The 13,470-nt window shown below is 59.5% G+C and carries 12 protein-coding genes; 6 read left to right on the top strand and 6 right to left on the bottom strand.

What is annotated here, in order from left to right:
• Window positions 1-191 precede the first annotated feature (191 nt).
• From ACIQV9_RS28075 to ACIQV9_RS28065, 3 genes are read left to right on the top strand one after another with little or no spacing between them, the layout of a single operon-like run.
• Entirely contained in the window at window positions 192-851 is a 660-nt protein-coding gene (locus ACIQV9_RS28075) for a paraquat-inducible protein A (protein WP_077749035.1), read from the top strand.
• Window positions 838-1,461, top strand: a complete 624-nt coding sequence (locus ACIQV9_RS28070) for a paraquat-inducible protein A (RefSeq protein ID WP_403108336.1) — start codon at window positions 838-840, stop codon at window positions 1,459-1,461. Before ACIQV9_RS28075 ends, ACIQV9_RS28070 begins: the two co-directional genes overlap by 14 nt.
• A complete protein-coding gene (locus ACIQV9_RS28065) occupies window positions 1,454-3,757 on the top strand; it encodes an intermembrane transport protein PqiB (RefSeq protein ID WP_403108333.1) in 2,304 nt (767 codons plus the stop codon). Before ACIQV9_RS28070 ends, ACIQV9_RS28065 begins: the two co-directional genes overlap by 8 nt.
• Window positions 3,758-3,966: 209 nt before the next feature.
• Here ACIQV9_RS28065 and mksF read toward each other — a convergent pair whose 3' ends face one another.
• The 3 genes from mksF to mksB are packed head-to-tail and all read right to left on the bottom strand — an operon-like array spanning window position 3,967 to window position 8,772.
• Entirely contained in the window at window positions 3,967-6,807 is a 2,841-nt protein-coding gene (gene mksF, locus ACIQV9_RS28060) for an Mks condensin complex protein MksF (protein ID WP_403108330.1), read from the bottom strand.
• The gene (gene mksE, locus ACIQV9_RS28055; protein ID WP_169373064.1) at window positions 6,804-7,505 is read right to left on the bottom strand and encodes an Mks condensin complex protein MksE; all 702 of its coding nucleotides are present in this window, start codon (window positions 7,503-7,505) and stop codon (window positions 6,804-6,806) included. Before mksE ends, mksF begins: the two co-directional genes overlap by 4 nt.
• Complete coding sequence (gene mksB / locus ACIQV9_RS28050; protein ID WP_403108326.1) at window positions 7,495-8,772, bottom strand: Mks condensin complex protein MksB; 1,278 nt, start codon at window positions 8,770-8,772, stop codon at window positions 7,495-7,497. Before mksB ends, mksE begins: the two co-directional genes overlap by 11 nt.
• Window positions 8,773-8,991: 219 nt before the next feature.
• Here mksB and ACIQV9_RS28045 point away from each other — a divergent pair, with 219 nt between their 5' ends.
• Together ACIQV9_RS28045 and rimI are read left to right on the top strand one after the other, a co-directional pair.
• Complete coding sequence (locus ACIQV9_RS28045; protein WP_403108343.1) at window positions 8,992-9,744, top strand: energy transducer TonB; 753 nt, start codon at window positions 8,992-8,994, stop codon at window positions 9,742-9,744.
• Window positions 9,737-10,189 carry a ribosomal protein S18-alanine N-acetyltransferase gene (rimI, locus tag ACIQV9_RS28040; RefSeq protein ID WP_403108324.1) on the top strand — a complete coding sequence of 151 codons (453 nt, stop codon included), beginning with the start codon at window positions 9,737-9,739 and terminating at the stop codon, window positions 10,187-10,189. The genes ACIQV9_RS28045 and rimI overlap by 8 nt, the downstream gene beginning before the upstream one ends.
• A 128-nt stretch (window positions 10,190-10,317) precedes the next feature.
• Here rimI and ACIQV9_RS28035 read toward each other — a convergent pair whose 3' ends face one another.
• Window positions 10,318-10,722, bottom strand: coding sequence for a serine kinase/phosphatase (locus tag ACIQV9_RS28035; RefSeq protein WP_403108321.1), 405 nt, complete (start codon window positions 10,720-10,722; stop codon window positions 10,318-10,320).
• 141 nt (window positions 10,723-10,863) lie between these two features.
• Here ACIQV9_RS28035 and can point away from each other — a divergent pair, with 141 nt between their 5' ends.
• Window positions 10,864-11,508, top strand: a complete 645-nt coding sequence (can, locus tag ACIQV9_RS28030) for a carbonate dehydratase (RefSeq protein WP_131063236.1) — start codon at window positions 10,864-10,866, stop codon at window positions 11,506-11,508.
• Window positions 11,509-11,514: 6 nt separating this feature from the next.
• Here can and ACIQV9_RS28025 read toward each other — a convergent pair whose 3' ends face one another.
• Together ACIQV9_RS28025 and ACIQV9_RS28020 are read right to left on the bottom strand one after the other, a co-directional pair.
• Entirely contained in the window at window positions 11,515-12,039 is a 525-nt protein-coding gene (locus tag ACIQV9_RS28025; RefSeq protein WP_403108318.1) for a lysine methyltransferase, read from the bottom strand.
• A 178-nt stretch (window positions 12,040-12,217) separates the two neighbouring features.
• Window positions 12,218-13,390: a hypothetical protein gene (locus ACIQV9_RS28020; protein ID WP_403108317.1), complete on the bottom strand. Its 1,173-nt coding sequence runs from the start codon at window positions 13,388-13,390 to the stop codon at window positions 12,218-12,220.
• Between the last annotated feature and the right edge of the window lie 80 nt (window positions 13,391-13,470).

Below are 13,470 nucleotides of genomic sequence, written 5' to 3'. Positions count from 1 at the left end.
TAGTGTGGGGTTTCCCCATGTGAGAGTAGGTCATCGTCAAGATTAAATTCCGAAACCCCTATCTGCGTATGCAGGTAGGGGTTTTGTTTTGTCCGTAGGAAAGTTCTCCTCAAGCTACAACACAAATTTGCACAGTTATTTTCGACTCATGACACTAGAATAGGTCCAACTTTTTCGGAGCCAGAGCCCTTATGCCAGATCCGGTTGACGCCCCCGGGCTGTCAGAATTACCGCTGGACGACTTGGTAGCGTGCCATGAGTGTGACTTGCTGATGCGCAAGCCCGAGCTCGCCCATGGCGAGAAAGCCCTATGCCCGCGATGCGGTTACGAGCTCTACGCCCATCGGCACAATGTAGTGCAGCGCAGTCTCGCGTTGGTCATCGCCGCTCTGTTGTTGTACATCCCGGCGAACTTTTTACCCATCATGCAGCTCAATCTACTCGGGCAATCGTCGCAAGACACCGTCTGGACCGGCGTCGTCGGGCTGTTCGATACCGGCATGCAAGGCGTCTCTGTGATTGTGTTCCTGTGCAGCATGGGAATCCCGTTGCTCAAGCTGCTCTGCCAGTTGGCCGTATTGCTGAGCATCCGCTTTGATATCGGACGCAGCTACGGTTTGCTGCTCTACCGTATTTATCACCATCTAAGGGACTGGGGGATGCTCGAGGTTTACCTCATGGGCGTCCTGGTGGCGATCGTAAAACTGGCAGATATGGCAGCCATTACCGTAGGTCTTGGTTTGGCATGCTTTATCAGTTTGTTGTTGGTCCAGGTCTGGCTGGAGGTCGTGATGTCGCCTCATCAGATCTGGCAGGCTTTGTCAGGAGAGGATGCCCATGCGGGCGATTGATGCAGGCATTCTGATTTGCACCGAATGCCATGAATTGAACAAGCAGGAAGCCGACACCGACGAGCAAACCTGCACCCGTTGCGGTGCGCTGGTTCACGCTCGTCGACCGAACAGTCTGGTGCGTACATGGGCGCTGCTGATAACAGCAGCGATTCTCTATATCCCGGCCAACGTGCTGCCGATCATGACCGTCAGCTCATTGGGGCAGGGCGATCCCAGCACCATCATGTCCGGTGTCATCCAGCTGGTACAGCACGGCATGATTCCCATCGCCGCCGTGGTTTTTATCGCCAGTATTCTGGTACCCACGTTCAAGCTGGTGGGCATCGCGCTGCTGCTGTTTTCAGTACAACGCCGCCAGCCACTCTCGGCACGCCAACGAATCTGGATGTACCGCTTTATCGAGTTCATCGGCCGCTGGTCGATGCTGGACATCTTTGTGATCGCCATCCTGGTGGCGGTTGTGAATTTTGGACGGCTTGCCAGCGTCGAAGCCAATCTTGGCGCCATCGCTTTCGCCAGTGTGGTGATTCTGACGATGCTTGCCGCAGTTACTTTCGATCCCCGACTGATTTGGGATAACACGGAGTCGGACGACGACCATGACTGATTTGCCTACAGCTAAAACCCGACCGGCCTCGAACTGGTCTGCCATCTGGGTGTTGCCCCTGATCGCCTTGATCATCGGCGGCTGGCTCGGCTGGCGTGCCTACAGCGAAACCGGCATCGAGATTCAGGTACGTTTCGAAAGCGGTGAAGGCATTCAGGCCAACAAGACCGAGGTCGTCTACAAGGGCATGTCAGTCGGCAAGGTGAAAACCCTCAAGCTCGATGATGAAGGCAGCTCCAAAGGCGTGATCGCAACCGTCGAAATGAATAAGGACGTGGAGCAATACCTCAAGACCAGCACCCGTTTCTGGCTGGTCAAACCAAGCGTGACCCTGGCCGGTATCACCGGACTGGAAACGCTGGTGTCCGGCAACTATGTGGCCATCAGCCCCGGCGAGGGCGAGCCTACCCGCAAGTTCAAGGCCTTGGCCGAAGAGCCCCCGCTGTCAGACTCCCAACCCGGCCTGCACCTCACCATCAAAGCTGATCGACTCGGCTCACTGAATCGCGGCAGCCCGGTGTTTTACAAGCAGATCAAGGTCGGCCAGGTCAAAAGCTACTTGCTGTCGGAAGACCAAAGCACAGTCGAGCTCAAAGTGTTCATTGAGCCCACCTACGCTAATCTGGTGCGCAAACACACACGTTTCTGGAACGCCAGCGGCATCAGCATCGACGCCAACCTGTCCGGTGTGAAAGTGCGCAGCGAGTCTCTGGCCAGCATTGTTGCCGGCGGTATCGCCTTCGCCACGCCCGAGAACCGCAAAGACAGCCCGCCCACCGATCCGAGCCTGCCGTTCCGTCTCTACGAAGATTTCGATGCAGCCGCCGCCGGTATCCGAGTCAAGGTCAAACTCAGCGATTTCGAAGGCCTGCAGGCCGGCCGTACGCCGGTCATGTACAAAGGCATCCAGGTCGGCAACCTGAAAGCGCTGAAGGTTGATCCGGACCTGAATGCCGCCACAGCCGAATTGACCCTTGATCCACTCGCCGAGGATTACCTGGTCGAAGGCACTCAGTTCTGGGTGGTCAAACCATCGATTTCGCTCGCGGGTATCACCGGTCTGGAAGCCTTGGTCAAAGGTAACTACATCGCCGTGCGACCGGGCGACAAAGGGGCCGCGCCGCAACGTGAATTTGTGGCCAGGCCCAAGGCGCCGCCGCTGGACCTGCGTTCGCCCGGCCTGCACTTGGTGTTGTTCACCGAAAACCTCGGTTCACTGGAGGTCGGCAGCCCGATTCTCTACAAACAGGTCAAGGTCGGTTCGGTCCAGAGCTATCAGTTTTCACGCACCAAAAAGCAGTTGGTGATCGGTGTACACATCGAGAAGGAATACGAAGGTCTGGTCAACGCCTCGACACGGTTCTGGAATGCCAGCGGTATCACCCTCACGGGTGGGCTGACCGGCGGAATCCAGGTCAAAAGTGAGTCGCTGCAAAGCCTGATGGCCGGCGGTATCGCCTTCGAAACCCCGCAGGCGAATGCGCCGTTGCAGAAACGTATTCCACGTTTCCGTCTGTTCGCCAACCATGACGAGGCCAACCAAAAAGGCACCGTGGTCACGATCAAGGTTGATCGAGCCGATGGCTTGCGCAGCGGTACACCTGTGAGATTCAAAGGCCTGGATGTCGGCAAGATTGAAGACGTCGACCTCAGCGATGACCTGCAATCAGTGCTGCTGACTGCACGAATCACCGAAGTGCCGGAGCGTATCGCTCGGGTTGGGAGTCAATTCTGGGTCGTCAAACCTGAATTGGGTCTGATCAAGACGTCCAACCTCGAAACGCTGGTCACTGGTCAATACATCGAAGTGCAACCGGCCGCGAAAAACCTCGGCCCGCAGAAAAACTTTGTGGCCCTGGCCAATCCGCCGGAAACCGCTAAACAAGAAGCCGGTTTGAGTCTAGTGTTGAGCGCTGCTCGCCGTGGTTCGCTGAAAACAGGTGTGCCGGTCACCTATCGCGAAATCACTGTGGGCAAGGTGACAGGCTATGAACTCGGCCAGACGGCGGATCGTGTGTTGGTGCACATCCTGATCGAGCCGAAGTACGCGCCGTTGGTGCGCAGCGGCACGCGCTTCTGGAACACCAGCGGTTTCGGGTTCGACTACGGCTTGTTCAAAGGCGCAACGGTTCGTACCGAATCGTTGGAAACGTTGATTCAGGGTGGCATCGCCTTCGCCACGCCGGACGGTGATCGCATGGGCAGCCCGGCGCGGCCTGAGCAGACGTTCCCGCTGTTCGACAAGTTTGAGGATGAATGGCTGACCTGGGCGCCGAAGATTTCACTCGGCAAATAGTCTATTGGTATCCATGCCTCCGCCATCGCGAGCAGGCTCGCTCCTACATTGAGTCAATGTCGTTCACAGATTTTGTGTACGACACCGATCAAAATGTAGGAGCGAGCCTGCTCGCGAAGAGGCCCTTAAATTCGTTATAAATCCCACGCCACAAAAAAGGCCGCGATCCATTGGATCGCGGCCTTTTTAATGCCTTCGATTAACGCAAATCAGACCGCATCCAGCTCCGGCTCATCCGCTTCAACGTTAACCACAGCCTTCACCTCATCATGCCGGCGAATGTACTTCCAGTCCGCCTCATCGATGTAGATCCCGTTTGGCCCGCTGCCACCTTCCAGGTCGATCGCCACACTGGCGCAGACCTGCGGCTTCACACTCGCCAGGATCGGCACAAAGCCCAGTTGCAGGCTGGTTTCCAGCAACGCTGCCTGGTTCTTCTCATCGATGTCCGCCGCCTCGTCGAGGTAGTACGGCAGGCGCACGCGACCGGCCTGGTCGCGGTCCATCAAGTGCAGCAACAAGTACATGTTGGTCAGCGCCTTGATGGTCATCGTCGTGCCGTTGGACGCCGCGCCGTCGATGTCGGTGTGGATAACCGGTTGACCATTGACCTTGGTGATCTCGAACGCCAGTTCGAACAAATCCTTGAGGCCGAGTTGGTTGTGGTTCGCCGCCACCAGCCGCGCCAGGTATTCCTTGGCTTCTTCGTTCTTGTTGTCCTGATCGGCGCTTTGGCTCAGGTCGAAGACCGAAAGGGTTTCGCCTTCTTCGTATTGGCCGGCGCTGTGGATGATCTGGTCAATGTGCTTGAGCGCTTCCTTGTTCGGCGCGAGCACGATGCGGAAGCTCTGCAGGTTGGACACCTGACGCTTGTTGATCTCGCGGTTGAACAGCGCCAATTGATGCTCAAGGCTGTCGTAGTCGCTGCGGATGTTGCGCAGGGTCCGGGCGATGTCGGTGACCGCCGCACGGCGCGCCTTTCCGAGAGTCAGGGCTTCGTCGGTGCGGTGCGCATAGGCGTTGATCAGTAGTTGCAGGCGACGCTCCATATCGTCTTCGCTGTCGAACTTGGCCACGCCTTTGAGGCGAACCTGTGCGTAAAGCGCCTCGATCTGGCCGTCGCTGCGCTGCAAACCCTGCCAGCTGTCCTGATAGTCATTGAGCAACGGCAGCAGGTTGTCCATGGAATCGTCGATCGGGTCCATGAACGGCGTGCCGAACGGCAGATCTGCCGGCAACAACTGACGGCGGCGCAGGGCATCGTCGAGGGTGCGTTGCTTGGCTTCCATGTCGCCGATCTGCCGGCCAACCAGTTGCAGCTTGGCCGACAGTTGCTGGACGCGCTCGGTGAAGGCATCACTCGAACGTTTCAACTCATCCTGCGCCGCTTCCATCTGCGCCAGTTGTTCCAGCTTGTCGCCTTCCTCTGCGCTCAAGGTTTGCGCGCGGCGGAAATCTTCCAGGGCTTTCTGCGCGTCCAGCACTTGCTGGTACAGCGCTTCGGTCTGGGTCTTGCTCGCCGCGCGGTCGGCTGCCACGGCTTGCTGGGTTTTCAGTTGCTTGAGTTCTTTGTCCAGACGCTCTTTCTGATCGCGCAGCGCCGCGCGGTCCGCCAAAGCTTGCAGCGCAGGCGGCTCGATGTGCGAGATGTCGATGGACAGCCCCGGCACTTCGAAACGCTCGCCTTTGAAACCGTCGAGGATCAGCTCCATGGATTTGACCCACTGACCGTCCTCGTCCAGCGTAATCCCGTGTTCGCCCAGCGGCAGGCTGAACAGCGCGCTGTTGAACAGACGCATCAGGCGCTCGACGTCCTGTTGCGAGAACTCTTCGCGCAGACGGGCGTAGCTGTTGTTGTCGGCGTGATCGAGTTGCTGTTTCACCGACTTCAGGCGTTTTTCCAAGTCCCGCAGACGTTCTTCCAGGTCTTCGGCCGAGAACTGCCGCGACTGGGCCAATGCACCGGCCAGTTCATCGTGCGCGTCCTTGGCCGCGAGCAGTTGCTGTTCCAGCACTTTGACGTCATCGACCAAAGCGAAGCGATTCTTCAGCGCGGACAGTTCGCCGAGCCAGCGCTGGATGCCGGTGATTTCCCGCTCCAGGCGCATCAATTCCTGAGTGCCGCCGCGTTGGTCGTTTTGCAGCGCGTCCTGCTCGTTGCGGTAGTGCTCGGCCTGAATCGTCAGCTCTTCCTTGCGCGCACTGGCGTAGTCCGACCAGGTGCCGAGCAGGGAATCGAGCAGCGGCGAGATCCGGTGCAGTTTGCCGCGCAGAATATTGCGCTGGGTCACGCCAGCTGCAAGGGCTTCAACCAACGGGCCGGCGGTGACCAGCGAGTTGTAGTCCTGCTCCATGCGGCGTACATCGCGGAACGCTTCTTCGCACGCCGCGATGTAGTCGACGCTGCCGGAGCGAAGGCTGTGTTCGAACGCATCGAGAAACAGCTGCTTGAGCTTGGCTGCGGTGATTTCGCGCATGTGCAGCAGGTTGATGAACAGTGCGCGGAAGGTCTTCAGGCTCTGCTCGCTGGTGGAGCGCAGCGGGATCAGTGTCAGGTCCAGCGGAATCGAGGTGTGGCCGCCGACCAGCAAACGACGCAGTTCATCAGGCTTCAACTCGTAGGCTTTCAGGCCTTCGCGCTCAAGGTTGGTGAACAGCTCTTTCTGACGCAGGCAAGTGTCGTTTTTTTGGTAATGGGCCAGGTCCAGTTTGCCGGCGTAGGCAAAGAACTGGTGACCGAAACCACCGCCCGGGCCGCGACCGACCACGCCGATAACGTGCGGACCGTGGGGCAGCGAGACTTCGACCAGGATGTAACTGGTGTCCGAAGCGAAGTAGAAACGCCGGGATTGTTCCAGGCTGTACTTGCCGAAACTCATGTCCGACATGCGCGCCAGAATTGGGAACTGCAAGGCGTTGATCGAGGCGGATTTACCGAGGTTGTTTGCGCCGTAGACCGACAGCGGTTCTTCCAACGGGAACAGACCGAGGCTGTAACCGGCGGTGTTCAAAAGGGCAAAGCGGCGAATGCCGTAGCGTTCCTTGCTCATGCATCGGTCTCCTGTTCTTCGGCAATGGCGCGGGCCATGGCGTCTTCTTCGCTTTCTTCTTCGAAGTCGCTCAAGTCCAGTGGATCATCGGTTTGCAGCAGCTTCTCGTCGCTGTCGTCGTCGATCAACACCGGAACCGGCAGAGGCAGCACGCTGTGCAGGCTGGCGGCTAGATCGCGGTCTTGCTGGACCGACAGGCAAACGTCGAGGAAACGGTGCATCGGCGGCAGGAAACGGTAGATGCCGTTTTCTTCGCCGGCAAAACCGAGTTGAGTCATGCGGCGCATGATCTTTTCTTCGAGTTCTTCGACAGTCTGCACTTCGGCCTGGATGAACAGGTCGCGGTACTTTTCCAGCAACGAAGGCAATTCATCGCGACCGAGGCTGCCACCGTCGAGCACGGCGACCGGGTCACGGCCCTGATCGGCCAGATGCTCGACGAGGATGAAGGTGAACAGCGCCAGACGCTGGGCAGTCTTGTTCACTGCCGCAGCGGCCAGATCCGGCACGAAGTAGTAGAAACCACGGGTGTCGCAGACCAGCTCATAGCCCAGCGCCCGGAACAGCGTGCGGTACTGGTCCTGGAAGTTCGACAGTTGTGCGTACAGCTCCGGGTCGCGGCGGCTGACGTGGTAGCCCTTGAACAGCTCGCGGAAGATCGGCGCCAGTTGAGACAGTTCGTTTAGATCAAGATGCATGTGGAATGCTCGCAGAATCCTCGGCGGCGGTGTCGCGGGCCGAGAGCAGGGCGAAGGAGCGCAGGCTGACCTGGTGCTCATGAGTGTGGTAATCGCGACGTTCCAGACGCTCGCGTTTGAAGCGTTTCTCGCGCGACAGGCGCGAGAACCAATAAAGCAATTCGTCGGTAGCGCCGTCCGGTTCCTGCTCCAGCAGCCAGGTCATCAAATCCGGCATCGGCAGGGCGTCTTCGCAGCGTTCGAGCATTTCCCGAACCGTGCGTGGCGCGCGCGGTGCTTCGCCTTTCTGAGTCTTGTGGGCCTTGGGGAAACGCGCCGGTTTCGGCTCGAAACGCGCCAGCGCATAAACGTAGGCTTCGACCTGACTGGCGCTGCCAAGGAAGGTGCTTTGCGGGCGGGTGAACATCGGCATCGCCGCTTGCGGCACCGCATCGATGCCTTTGCGACGAATGGCCGACAAGGCCAGCGCCGCACCACGGGTCACGGCGTTGTGCCGACGGGCTTCTTCACGCAGCGGCAGCAGCAACTCGCGGGCATGGCGCAGGGTCAGCTGGGCGCAGGTCTGCATTTCGAGGATGCGCGCGTGAGTACGCAGCAGCATGTCGTCATCGACCAGGTGGCCGAGGCGCTGCTGTTCCGTGAGCATCTTCAGCAGGACGTTTTCGACCTTGCGCACGCCTTGCTCGAAGGCGCCGTCGGCGTTCACCAACTGAATCATCGGCTCGACGTATTCGTCCCAGGTCGCCAGCACTTCGGCGTAACGCTGACGTAGCGGGATCTGCCGGTCGCTGGTCTTGGCGCGCTCGGCGACGGCCACCAGGGCCTGTTCGTCGTTGGCCAGTTTCTTGAGAACATCGCGCACGCGCATGTCGAGCAGGCGCAATTGACGCGCCAGGTCGTGGCCGTCGCGGATGTCGAAGGCGTCCTGGATGTAACCGGCCAGGCGTTCGAGGTGGCGCAGATAGGCTTCGATCTCCAGGCACAGGCCCAGTCGGTGCTCACGGCGCAGGTAGGCGAGGAAGTCGTGGATCTGCGCGTTGAGCTCGAAACGGTTCGGGCTTTTCGCCACGGGCACCAGAATGTCGAGGCGGATCCACACGTCCAGCAGGCTGGTGATGTCCTGCGGCGTACTGTCGAGTTGCTGGGCGGCCAACTGTGAACGCAATTCGTTGAGGCTCAAGGTGCCTTGGTCGAAGTGCTCGCACAGTGGCTCCAGAAGTGCCCAGTGTTCAGCGAGGGCGCGCAAGACGCGCTTGGGTTCGATCATCGGAATGGCCGGCTGGTTGGCGATTAAAAGCCGCGATTGTACTGCATCGGGACCGATGCGATTTACTCTCGGGACGGGCTGTAGCTGTTTCTAAGGGAAAGAGTATCGATCAAGCGCGGGCGATCTTGAGCGAAGGGCGGTAGAATCACCGCACTTTAGTTATCCACAAGTGGCCGACCTTTGCTAATCGAGTCCCGTCGCCGCGCCTATTTGACTGCCATGCAGGTGGTCAACTGGCTGCCGCGCACCGAATTGCCCTTTGCCGCGCCCTCGCGTCCCGAGCTGCTGGAGATGCCGGAACCGTTGGTCGTTGCGCCTATGGTGCCTGCCTCTGCGCCAGCACCTGCCGCCAACGCCGCCGCTGCGCCAGTGGTGGCACCGACGGAGCGAGTAAAGATCGAGGTGCCGCGCCCCTCGTTGGCCAGCACCCGCACGAACGCCAAGGTCGAAGAAGAGACCGCGCCGGTCGTCCCCAAGGCTGTGCAAGTGCCGCCACCGCGCTTTTCCCTGCAATTGCTGCGCGCCGGTCGTTGCCTGCTGTTGGTCGAGTTACCCACAGGCGAAACGTTCCAGACCCGCGACCCTGCCTATCTGCTGCTCAAAGACATGCTGCGCGCCGCCGGTCTGCCGGACAGCCCGCAGATCATCGGCGAGCCGGTACGCTGGCCGCTGCTGGTCCGGGGCACCATGGACCAGGGCCCGGAAGCCGCTCGGGACTTCGTCCAAGGTTTCCTTTCGGCCCGACTGGAAGACGCTCCGTGCGTTTGCGTGTGGCTGATCGGCCTGCCAGCGGTGCGTTTTGCCGGGGAAGCGAACGCCGAATCCTTCAACCGCGAACTCCAGGTCGAAGGCCTGGGCTCGGTCTGGGCCCTGCCGGGCCTGGAATTATTAATGGAAGAGCCACAGCGTAAGGCTGATGTCTGGCAAGCCATGCGTCGGCTGATGGCGCGCTGGAAAGAATCGAATGAGTGACGCTGTATCGTTCCGCCCGATGAACGAGGCGGACCTCGACGCTGTACTGAAAATCGAATACGCGGCGTACAGCCACCCCTGGACCCGCGGGATATTTCTGGATGGGCTGGGCAAGTACCAGATCTGGCTGATGTTCGAAGGACAGCAGCAGGTCGGTCATGGCGTGGTGCAGATCATTCTGGATGAAGCGCATCTGCTCAACATCACCGTCAAACCGGAGAATCAGGGCCGTGGCCTGGGCTTGACGCTGCTGGAGCATTTGATGTCCCGGGCCTACGACGCCAAGGCGCGGGAGTGTTTTCTGGAAGTGCGCGACAGCAACCGTGGCGCGTTCCGGTTGTATGAGCGGTATGGGTTTAACGAGATCGGGCGGCGGCGGGATTATTATCCGGCCGTTGGCGGGCGAGAAGATGCCGTGGTCATGGCCTGCACCCTCGTCGACTGACTCGCTTTAAAAGCATCGCGGGCAAGCCCGCTCCCACAGTGGACCGGTGTTGTACACATACTCTGTGACCGTCATAAATCCTGTGGGAGCGGGCTTGCCCGCGAAGGCGTCCTGACTGGCACTACAAATCAACGATTACCATCCATCGGATCCCGCCGCGCCATTTCTTCTTCATCCAGGCCATTGCCCCCGCCAATATCGTCTTCATCGACAATGCTCAAATCCCAATCCGCCTGATTGCCTTCACCGGCCTCATGGGCATCCCGCGCGCCGTCTTCACGGATCAACGTTTCCGGGCTCATGTCATCATCGGTAGACTCATGGTCATCGGTCGAGGCGCCGGTCATGCCCGCTTCACGCACGCGTTCCCGAGGCATCAGGCGTTCACGCTCCGTTTGCGGCAGCTCGTCGCCGATTTTGGCGCTGGGTTCTTCCTCGTCGAAATCCAGCTCATGAATCGAACCCATGCGGTCTTCGTTGTCATCGATGGGCTCGGGTTGCACCGCATCGTACGGACGTCGTGAATCAGTCATGGCAATTCCTCATACTGTGGGCCTTACTAGGGTGGACCCACTGAACTCCTGAGAATTCCACTGGCCATACTTGCATCAAGCGCGTGACCCAGACGGGCGGTTGTCTGTCAAACCAGCGCATCATTCTTGAGGCTTTAGAGCATGAACGAATTACAAGATCTGATTGATAACAACGAACGCTGGGCCGAGGCGATCAAACAGGAAGATCCGGACTTCTTCTCCAAGCTGGCCCGCCAACAGACGCCGGAATACCTGTGGATTGGCTGTTCCGACGCCCGCGTGCCGGCCAACGAGATCGTCGGCATGCTGCCCGGCGACCTGTTCGTCCATCGCAACGTGGCCAACGTGGTGCTGCACACCGACCTCAACTGCCTGTCGGTCATTCAGTACGCGGTCGACGTGCTCAAGGTCAAACACATCCTGGTCACTGGCCACTACGGCTGCGGCGGTGTACGCGCTTCGATGCAGGACCGCCAATTGGGCCTGATCGACGGCTGGCTACGCTCGATCCGTGACCTCTATTACGAAAAGCGCGAAGAACTGGCCGAGTTGCCGACCGAAGAAGAACGGGTCGACCGTCTCTGCGAGCTCAACGTGATCCAGCAAGTGGCCAACGTCGGCCACACCAGCATTGTGCAAAACGCCTGGCATCGCGGGCAGAACCTGTCGATCCACGGATGCATCTATGGCATCAAGGACGGTCGCTGGAAAAGCCTGAACACGACCATCAGTGGTTTTGAACAGTTGCCGCCGCAATACCGACTGCGTCCGGTCGAGACGCTGTAAAGCCGTTCAGCAGAGACTGCGCCGACGCCAGTGGTGGTAAAACAACTGGCCGTCGGCGTTCGGCGATTCGTCGTAGCCGCAGATCCACTCTCGGCATTCGGGACAGCCGCAACAGCAGGCGAACTGGCGCAGCAGCTTGTCTTCGGTTGTGGCGAAGTCCATGGTCAGGTGGTCGCCTTTGCGGATGTCCTTCAGCGCCCATAACCATAGCTCGCTCATGTCGCAAAAGACGTTAGGGCCGCAAGAGTGTTCCAGTAGTCCGCTGAAATGTGGGTCGTAGACGTGAATGCTCGGCGCCAGTTGCCGGGTATGCTGATTGCGGTAAGGCAGTAAATGTCCCGACACGCGACAGATTCGGCTGATCCGTGGGAAATCGCGCAGGGCCGCAACGGCCACCGCAGACCCACTGGCGTTGTAGATAATCTCGAAATCCGCGCGGGAGGGAAATCCAAGCCTCAGCGGCAGCTCCGGGAATGGGTAGATTCCATCGGGAGGTTGCGCAACGGTTCCGGGCAGGGGTTTAGGTTTCATAACGATCCTTGTCGGCAGCGCGTTGCGACTTCCAAAACTGACGTCCTGTCAGCCCTGCAACACAGGGGTTTACCTCAAGATCTCGCAAATGAAACGATGGGTCTACTGTCAGAACTGACAGGAGGAAAGTGCGCTTTTGCGCGTAAGCCTTCGCTCACGCGTAAAAGTGCAAGGGCGATTACAGCGCAGGTGCCGGAGCCGCAGTCAAAGGTGCCAGGGCTTGCAGCTGTTTGAGCTGCGCCTGGATCGGCGTCGTCGCGCACTTGGCCACCGCTTGTTCAGGCGTCAGGTTACGGATCGAGGTGTAGAACAGCTCGCAGGTTTTTTCTTTCCGGGTCACTTGCCACGTCTGCGTGCAGCCTTTCAGCTGAACGGTCGGGTCAGTCCCGGGTTTGCTGCCCATACCAGCCTGCCAGCAGGCGGCGCTCAAGTCCTGGCCCATGACTTTCAGGCCCGCGGCGTCGGCCTTGGCCTGAGCATCCTCGCCGGTGTAGCTCTCCGGGTCGGCGGCGTACCAGATGTAACTCGGGTGGTTGGAACCCAGCACCGGCACTTTCACCCCCTCGCTCGGGCTGATCGTGGCCAGACCCAGCACGTTCACGGTCGGCCCGTATTGCTGCTTGATCCAGTTACGCACAGGCGCGCCGAACGCGACCATCGGCAACGCGGCACCGCGAGCGTTCTGGCTGACTTCCTTGACCATGGTGGTCTGGTAGTCCTTGAAGTAGTCGTAGACCCCTTCCAGATCCTTGCCGGCACTGGACGGCGCCGCAATCGGCGCAATGTCGATGATGGTCTGGTAGCCCGGCGTCTGATCGGCGGGGATACCGTTGTCGGTCAGCAGCGTGGCCCAACGGTCGGTGGTCTTGGACTCCAGATAGTCTTGGGCCTGGGTCAGCGAGTAATCCGGCGGGAAGTGCAACAGTTCAACGCTTTTGCGGTTTTCCAGGGCCATGCCCAGTGGCAGGAACAGATACCAGCTGTAAGCCCACTTGCCATCGGCATTCAGCTTGCTGGCGCCGGTGTAGGCCAGATCACCGGCATCGAGCAACGCCGCCAGCGGTTTTTCATAGCCACGGGGTACGCCGCTGATTTCGGCGTAGAGCTGATCGTTATCGGTTTTGACCAGCACTTTCGCCGCGCTGTAACCATCGCGCTGCACGCTTTGGGTCAGGTAATGCTCGACCGTTTGCTCCAGCGTCCAGTTGCGAAAGCAGATCACGTTGCAGTTGTTGGGATAGGCGAACAGGCGGGTGACGCGTTCGGTACTGCCCAGCTTCAGGTCGACATCAGCATGGGCGGCGGCGCTCAGGGTGAGGGCCGCGAGGGTGAGTCCTGCGAATTTGAACATGCTCAGATCCTTTTCAGCGTGGTCCCGTTGATTGGGTTACGCGCCATACTGGATCAGCGGCGTTACACAGAACAGTGTTT

It is taken from the genome of Pseudomonas sp. NPDC099000, assembly GCF_044759925.1.
Classification (GTDB): Bacteria; Pseudomonadota; Gammaproteobacteria; order Pseudomonadales; family Pseudomonadaceae; genus Aquipseudomonas.
This window is presented reverse-complemented; position numbering and strand designations above follow the sequence as displayed.

What these genes read in the sequence shown, in the direction of transcription:
- ACIQV9_RS28075 (WP_077749035.1), top strand. Translation starts at nt 192, where the DNA reads ATGCCAGATCCGGTTGACGCCCCCGGGCTGTCAGAATTACCGCTGGAC.
- ACIQV9_RS28070 (WP_403108336.1), top strand. Translation starts at nt 838, where the DNA reads ATGCGGGCGATTGATGCAGGCATTCTGATTTGCACCGAATGCCATGAA.
- ACIQV9_RS28065 (WP_403108333.1), top strand. Translation starts at nt 1,454, where the DNA reads ATGACTGATTTGCCTACAGCTAAAACCCGACCGGCCTCGAACTGGTCT.
- mksF (WP_403108330.1), bottom strand. Translation starts at nt 6,807, where the DNA reads ATGAGCAAGGAACGCTACGGCATTCGCCGCTTTGCCCTTTTGAACACC.
- mksE (WP_169373064.1), bottom strand. Translation starts at nt 7,505, where the DNA reads ATGCATCTTGATCTAAACGAACTGTCTCAACTGGCGCCGATCTTCCGC.
- mksB (WP_403108326.1), bottom strand. Translation starts at nt 8,772, where the DNA reads ATGATCGAACCCAAGCGCGTCTTGCGCGCCCTCGCTGAACACTGGGCA.
- ACIQV9_RS28045 (WP_403108343.1), top strand. Translation starts at nt 8,992, where the DNA reads ATGCAGGTGGTCAACTGGCTGCCGCGCACCGAATTGCCCTTTGCCGCG.
- rimI (WP_403108324.1), top strand. Translation starts at nt 9,737, where the DNA reads ATGAGTGACGCTGTATCGTTCCGCCCGATGAACGAGGCGGACCTCGAC.
- ACIQV9_RS28035 (WP_403108321.1), bottom strand. Translation starts at nt 10,722, where the DNA reads ATGACTGATTCACGACGTCCGTACGATGCGGTGCAACCCGAGCCCATC.
- can (WP_131063236.1), top strand. Translation starts at nt 10,864, where the DNA reads ATGAACGAATTACAAGATCTGATTGATAACAACGAACGCTGGGCCGAG.
- ACIQV9_RS28025 (WP_403108318.1), bottom strand. Translation starts at nt 12,039, where the DNA reads ATGAAACCTAAACCCCTGCCCGGAACCGTTGCGCAACCTCCCGATGGA.
- ACIQV9_RS28020 (WP_403108317.1), bottom strand. Translation starts at nt 13,390, where the DNA reads ATGTTCAAATTCGCAGGACTCACCCTCGCGGCCCTCACCCTGAGCGCC.